This window comes from Stenotrophomonas sp. (genome assembly GCF_032061965.1).
GTDB lineage: Bacteria > Pseudomonadota > Gammaproteobacteria > Xanthomonadales > Xanthomonadaceae > Stenotrophomonas.
Genome location: NZ_DAMBEF010000072.1, coordinates 4,950 through 11,647 on the forward strand (window position 1 = coordinate 4,950; position 6,698 = coordinate 11,647).

At 63.2% G+C, this 6,698-nt stretch carries 4 protein-coding genes and 1 riboswitch; of the genes, 2 read left to right on the plus strand and 2 right to left on the minus strand.

Annotated elements, in window-relative coordinates:
- Nucleotides 1–149 precede the first annotated feature (149 nt).
- Nucleotides 150–3,014 carry an aminomethyl-transferring glycine dehydrogenase gene (gene gcvP / locus RT460_RS18950; RefSeq protein WP_313321282.1) on the minus strand — a complete coding sequence of 955 codons (2,865 nt, stop codon included), beginning with the start codon at nt 3,012–3,014 and terminating at the stop codon, nt 150–152.
- Between the two features lie 113 nt (nt 3,015–3,127).
- A riboswitch (glycine riboswitch) is annotated at nt 3,128–3,236 on the minus strand.
- A gap of 323 nt (nt 3,237–3,559) precedes the next feature.
- On the opposite strand from gcvP, the gene RT460_RS18955 reads away from it, so the two are divergent.
- The gene (locus RT460_RS18955) at nt 3,560–4,780 is read left to right on the plus strand and encodes a multidrug effflux MFS transporter (RefSeq protein WP_313321283.1); all 1,221 of its coding nucleotides are present in this window, start codon (nt 3,560–3,562) and stop codon (nt 4,778–4,780) included.
- A 73-nt stretch (nt 4,781–4,853) separates the two neighbouring features.
- Nucleotides 4,854–5,270, plus strand: coding sequence for a hypothetical protein (locus RT460_RS18960; protein WP_313321284.1), 417 nt, complete (start codon nt 4,854–4,856; stop codon nt 5,268–5,270).
- A 318-nt stretch (nt 5,271–5,588) separates the two neighbouring features.
- Here RT460_RS18960 and RT460_RS18965 read toward each other — a convergent pair whose 3' ends face one another.
- On the minus strand, nt 5,589–6,224 hold the full coding sequence (locus tag RT460_RS18965) for a hypothetical protein (protein ID WP_313321285.1): 636 nt from the start codon (nt 6,222–6,224) through the stop codon (nt 5,589–5,591).
- Nucleotides 6,225–6,698 lie beyond the last annotated feature (474 nt).

Sequence of the window (6,698 nt, forward strand, 5' to 3'; positions counted from 1 at the left end):
CCAAAGCCAAAGCCAAAGCCAAAGCCTTGCACCTCTGTTGTTCGCATCACTGCAGAAAGCCCCGGCGCTCCAGCTCTCCAATCAACATAAAAAAACAGCCGGCTTTCGCCGGCTGTTTTCATTCACGCCATCAGGCAATCAAGCCCCGATCACGCCTCGACATCTTCCTTGTACGCATCCACCGGAATGCAGGCGCACATGATGTTCTTGTCGCCGTACACGTTGTCCACGCGTGCCACCGGCGGCCAGTACTTCTGCAGCTTCAGCGACGGCAGCGGGAAGGCGGCCAGTTCACGCGGGTACGCATGCGTCCACTCGCTGGCCGACACCGCACCGGCGGTGTGCGGGGCGTGCTTGAGCGGATTGTCCTCACGGTCCAGCTTGCCGTCTTCGATGGCCTGGATTTCCTCGCGGATCTGGATCATCGCGTCGATGAAACGGTCCAGCTCGTGCTGCGACTCGCTCTCGGTCGGTTCCACCATCAGCGTGCCGGCAACCGGGAAGCTCAGGGTCGGGGCGTGGAAGCCGAAGTCGATCAGACGCTTGGCCACGTCCTCGGCGCCGATGCCGGAGGTCTTCTCCAGCGGACGCACGTCGAGGATGCACTCATGCGCCACCAGACCATTACGGCCGGTATAAAGCGTGGCGTAATGCGGGGCCAGGCGCTTGGCGATGTAGTTGGCGTTGAGCAGGGCAACCTGGGTGGCCTTGCGCAGGCCGGCCGTGCCCATCATCGCGATGTACATCCAGCTGATCGGCAGGATCGAGGCGCTGCCGAAGCTGGCGGCGCTGACCATGCCGACCGGGCCGTTGTCACCGAGCTTGCCCGGCAGGAACGGGGCAAGATGCGACTTGACCGCACACGGGCCAACGCCCGGGCCGCCGCCGCCGTGCGGGATGCAGAAGGTCTTGTGCAGGTTCAGGTGCGACACGTCCGAGCCCCACTTGCCGGGCTTGGCCACGCCGACAAGGGCGTTCATGTTGGCGCCGTCGGTGTACACCTGGCCGCCGTGCTTGTGGATGATCTCGCAGATCTCGACCACTTCTTCCTCGAACACGCCATGCGTGGACGGGTAGGTCATCATGATCGCGGCCAGGCGGTCGCTGTACTTCTCGGCGTTGCGGCGGATGTCCTCGACATCGACGTTGCCGTTGCCGTCGGTTTTGGTCACCACAACCGTCATGCCGCACATCTGTGCCGAAGCCGGGTTGGTGCCGTGCGCCGAATCCGGGATCAGGCAGACATCGCGGTGGCCTTCGTTGCGCGAGCGGTGATAGGCGCGGATCGCCAGCAGGCCAGCGTATTCGCCCTGCGCGCCGGAGTTCGGCTGCAGGCTTACCGCGTCATAGCCGGTGCATTCGACCAGCATCGCTTCCAGGCCGTCGATCAGCTCCTTGTAGCCCTGTGCCTGATCAGCCGGTGCCAGCGGATGGATGTTGGCGAATTCCGGCCAGGTCACCGGGATCATCTCGGCGGTGGCGTTGAGCTTCATGGTGCAGCTGCCCAGCGGGATCATGGTGCGATCCATCGCCAGGTCCTTGTCGGCCAGCGAACGCAGGTAGCGCAGCATCTCGTGCTCGCTGTGGTGCGTGTTGAACACCGGGTGCGACAGGAATTCGCTGGTGCGCAGCAGGCCCTGCGGCAGCGCGTCGGCGGTGCTGGCATCCAGTGCGTCAACATCGACGCTGGCGCCGAACAACTGGCCCAGCGCGACCACGTCGGCGCGGGTGGCGGTTTCGTCCAGGCTGATGCCGACTGAACCGGCATCGATGATGCGCAGGTTGATGCCGGCAGCTTCTGCCTTGGCCTTCAATGCAGCCGAATCAACGCCGGTGATGTGCAGGGTGTCGAAGAAATCGTTGCCGACCGCAACGCCCTTGCCACGCAGTGCGGCGGCCAGGATGGCGGCCAGGCGGTGGGTGCGGCGGGCGATGCGCTGCAGGCCCTGCGGGCCGTGGTAAACGGCGTACATCGAGGCCATCACTGCCAACAGAACCTGCGCGGTACAGATGTTGGAGGTGGCCTTCTCGCGGCGGATGTGCTGCTCGCGGGTCTGCAGGGTCAGGCGGTAAGCAGCCCGGCCTTCGGCATCGACCGAGACGCCGATCAGGCGGCCCGGCATCGAGCGCTTGTAAGCATCACGGCAGGCCATGAAGGCAGCGTGCGGGCCGCCGAAACCGAACGGCACGCCAAAGCGCTGGCTGTTGCCAACCACGATGTCCGCACCCCATTCGCCGGGGGCGGCGATCAGGGTCAGCGCCAGCAGGTCAGTAGCCACGGCGACCAGGCCCTGACGGGCGTGCACGGCCTCGACCAGCGCCTTGTAGTCGCCGATCTGGCCCAGGCTGTCCGGGTACTGCAGCAGCACGCCGAAGCTGTCGGCGGTCAGTGCCTCGGCCGGCTTGCCGATCTGCAATTCGATGCCCATCGGCTCGGCGCGGGTGCGCAGCAGTTCCAGCGTCTGCGGGTGCACGCTGTCCTGGACGAAGAACACCTTGGACTTGGACTTGGCCGAACGCTTGGCCAGGGTCATCGCTTCGGCGGCGGCGGTGGCTTCGTCCAGCAGCGAGGCGTTGGCGATCTCCATGCCGGTCAGGTCGGCGACCATGGTCTGGAAGTTGATCAGCGCTTCCATGCGGCCCTGCGAGATCTCTGCCTGGTACGGCGTATAGGCCGTGTACCACGCCGGGTTCTCGAGGATGTTACGCAGGATCACGTTCGGCGTGTGGGTGCCGTAATAGCCCTGGCCGATGAAGCTGCGCAGTACCTTGTTCTTGTCGGCGATGGCGCGGATCTTGGCCAGCGCCTCAACTTCGGTCAGCGACTCGGACAGCGCCAGCGGCGCCGGCGACTTGATCGAGCCCGGCACGATGGCGTCGGTAAGTGCGTCCAGCGAATCGTGGCCGACCGCGCGCAGCATCTGCGCGATTTCAGCGTCGTTGGGGCCGATGTGGCGGTCGACGAACGCGGAGTGGTGTTCGAGTTCGCGCAGCGAAGGGGTGTTCTGGGTCATGGCTGACGTCCGGAGAAGGCATGCAGGGCAGGGGCGGTGAGCCAGGTCCGCCCCGGCGCCGTCCGCAGGGCCGCGCAGGCGCGGCACCACAGCCGGCAAGCCGAAGGCTTACCTCGCGCCCCTCTGTCCTTTTGCCTGAGAGTTTGGAAGCGACGCGACGAGGATCGTGCGCTTCGTGCACCTTCGGCGCCGGATTGAACCGGTCTCTCCAGAGTTTTGATGCGGGTGGTATCGGGCCTGAGCGATTACGGGCGTTTGCGCCTTCGGCAGCGGGGTGAACCGCTTCTCCCACCTTGTTGCGTGCAGCGGGGCGATTATAGCCCGGGGCAGACCCGTGGACGGGCTTGGATTACCATCTACGTCCCGGTTTGGACCATGCGCGCTGGCCGCGGCAGGCCGGGCCTGCCCGGATTGCTACCTGAAGCGGATGATTGTCCGGACAAATTGCCGCATCATGGCTGCGTGGCGCTGCTGCGCCCGGCCCTGTTCATCCTCTCCCCCCGCATCGGCCCCCGCGCTGGTGCCGTTGCCGGTTAATGAGAACCATGGAAGCAAGCAAGCAGGTTTCGCTGCGCCGGATCGCCCTGCTGGTGGCCGGTCTGTCGATGTTCGGCCCGTTCGCCATTGATGCGGTGTTCCCGGCGTTTCCGCAGATGGGTGCAGACCTGGGCGCGGACAAGCTGGCGATGCAGCAGGTGATCAGCGTCTACCTGCTGGCCTATGCGCTGATGAGCCTGGTGCATGGCGCGCTGTCCGATGCGCTGGGGCGCAAGCGGGTGATCATCGGTGGACTGGTGGTGTTCATCGCCGCGTCCATCGGCTGCGCGCTGTCCAAGGACATGGGCACGCTGCTGCTGTTCCGCTTCCTGCAGGGTCTGTCGGCTGGCGTGGGCTACATCATCGGGCGCGCGGTCATTCGCGACCTGTACGACGGCGACGATGCGCAGCGGCTGATGAGCCAGGTGTCGATGATCTTTTCCATTGCCCCGGCCATCGCCCCGATCATCGGTGGCTGGCTGCTGGGTTGGACGCATTGGCAGGGCATTTTCTGGTTTCTGGTCGGGTTCTCGGCCCTGCTTTTGTTGATCACCTGCATCTGGCTGCCGGAAACCCACCCGCCGCATGCACGCCTGAGCCTGCACCCCAAGCGTCTGCTGCAGGACTACGTCAGCATCGGCGTGAACCCGCGCTTCCTGCGCCTGGCCCTGGCCGGCTCGCTGGGCTTCGGCGGGCTGTTCCTGTACATCGCCTCGGCCCCGGCGTTCATTCTTGATCTGCTGCACATGAACGAGCGCCAGTTCGCCTGGTTGTTCATCCCCACCATTGGCGGCATGGCGATCGGCGCCTACGCCTCGGGGCGCGCGGCCGGGCGCATGGACGGCGCGCGTGCGGTGCGCATCGGCTATGGCTTCATGGCGGTGGCGGCTGTCTACAACGTTGCGTACAACGCTTTTGCAACGCAGATGACAGTGCCTTGGGCGGTGCTGCCGCTGACCCTGACCTCGTTCGGTGTAGCGCTTATCTTCCCGATCCTGACCCTGGCCATCCTTGATATGTACCCGCGCCAGCGCGGTACGGCGTCATCGATGCAGGCCTTCAGCACCCTGGTGACCAATGCCATCATCGCCGGCGTGCTGTCGCCACTGCTCAGCCGCAGTGGCCTGACCCTGGCCATCGGCGCCGCCGCGTTTGCGGTTGCCAGTTGGGCGATGTGGAAGTGGGAGCGCGCCAGCCAGCGGGCCCAACGGGCGGAAACGGCGCCCTGACACGTTTTCACCCCGTATCGGGGACAATAGCCGCGCCGCCATCACCGGCGGCCGTTCAAAGAGTGAACAACTGATGTCGATCCAATCCAAGGGCCGCCGCGAGGCGAAGAAGAAGCTGGCCGAGCGCGAGCGTAACCGTGCCGAAGCCAACCCGGCTCCCACGGCCAAAGTCGAGCCACATGCCGAGCTGCGTGACCAGCAGCGCACGTTGCTGGCCGGTGTCGTTCGTCGCGATGGTGAATGGGTGTTGGGCATGGACGGCAAGATCGCCGGCGAGACCACCAGTGCCGCGCGTGTGCTGGCCTTGATGATGCAGGCCGCCGAATGGCACGAGAACAACGATACGCCCGTGCGCCTGATGTATTCGGATGCGCTCAAGGACGCCGCACATGCAGAAGCGGCCGAGCAGGGGATCGACTTCGATACCTACCGGCGCAACCTGGCCGGTGAGCTGGGTGCCAAGGGCAAGGCGGCCGCGGGCACGCATTGAGCGTACGCACAAGCTTGAACAAGCTTGAAGCAGACAAGGGCGCCGATGGCGCCCTTGTCTGTTTCAAGCTGCGGCGCGCAGTGTGGAATACATCCCGCGGTTTTTACCAAGTCCGCATCAGCAACACCGATCCAACAAGACCGATTTCGCCCCGAAGGAAATCCCCGTGGGACGGTCGTCCAGTCTGGCAATGCTTGGAATGCCGGGCGAATTGGTGAACGGTGGTATCGATACAGCAACAGAGGATGTGTTTATGCCTCACGCGGAAGGCAAGCACATCATGTGCCCGGAGTTGACGGGAAGCTACTTACGGAATCGTTAGGTTACCGCTGCGACAAACCCAACCACAATGAATACCAAGAAGGCCAGCGATTGCAGAAAGCTGAAGAGTCCAAGCCTGTTCATGGATTCTATGCGTAGCAAATGAGCCATCTGAGGGCTGTTGCCATGCTTCTTGAGCGAGCGCGCAACAAGCCACTTCACGAAGTGCGGCATTGGAGCAAGAAACTCACTTAGCACTCGCTCCATTCGAATTCCGGTTTCAAGTTCGATCCCCCGCTGGCTGGCGGCGGCTTGAATCCTTTCCTCTGTTTCCTCGTGACTCTTCAGCTGCAGAGGGAGTACTTCAGCCACAGCACGCCCGATTCGGTGGCCAATTTCTGCCTTCAAAAGGTAGGTCTTTGCAATTAGGCCGAAGAGGCAAGAGGCTGCAAGTAGAAGGCCGCACCACAGAAAGCCGCGCTGGCCAAGAATAGCAACGAGTTTGTCGGAGTTACCAAGGAGGAAGGATGCGACTGCGGCGGCGCCTACTAGTAACCAGGTAACGAAAGCTTCAATTGGCTCAATTGCTGTGGAAGATGCCTCGAACATTGACGAGACGATTGCATTCTCCGCGTTCTCGCGGCTCAGGCGATTCCATTCGAGAAGTGGATCTGGCTTCTGAGGATCTGTCATGGGCAATCTAACACCTGAATTAAGCCGCGCCGCGAAGCGGCTGGGATGAACTGTTAGGGCTCACTGGCATAGAGTTGGAGCCCACAGTTGGAACAATAGCGTGTCGCAGCCAAGGCAGGTTCTTGGCCAGCAAGAAATGGCTTGGAGCAGCGAGGGCATGGAAAGCGAGTGACACGGAAGCACAGCCAAAGCCAAGTACAGCCCCAAGCCCACCCCGCAATGGTCAAGGCGACGCCTAGATCCAGGCCCGCGATAGCAAACATGAGATAGCCCATAGAGAATGCTACTGGAAGGCCAAACAGAAGCCCGAGACTTGCGGCCCAATGACGGCGCCGGTAGCTGTTCCATTGTTGTAGGTAGCGCTCTGACATTGCTTGTGAGCCCTAATTCTGGAATTAAGCCGCGCCGCGTGGCGACGTCGACGTCCCCCCAAGATTGAGTAGCACAACGGTTTGGAGTCCAATCCTCAATGAC

Bases quoted from the DNA above. Each gene is read 5' to 3' on its own strand.
- gcvP (WP_313321282.1), bottom strand. From the start codon at position 3,014: ATGACCCAGAACACCCCTTCGCTGCGCGAACTCGAACACCACTCCGCG.
- RT460_RS18955 (WP_313321283.1), top strand. From the start codon at position 3,560: ATGGAAGCAAGCAAGCAGGTTTCGCTGCGCCGGATCGCCCTGCTGGTG.
- RT460_RS18960 (WP_313321284.1), top strand. From the start codon at position 4,854: ATGTCGATCCAATCCAAGGGCCGCCGCGAGGCGAAGAAGAAGCTGGCC.
- RT460_RS18965 (WP_313321285.1), bottom strand. From the start codon at position 6,224: ATGACAGATCCTCAGAAGCCAGATCCACTTCTCGAATGGAATCGCCTG.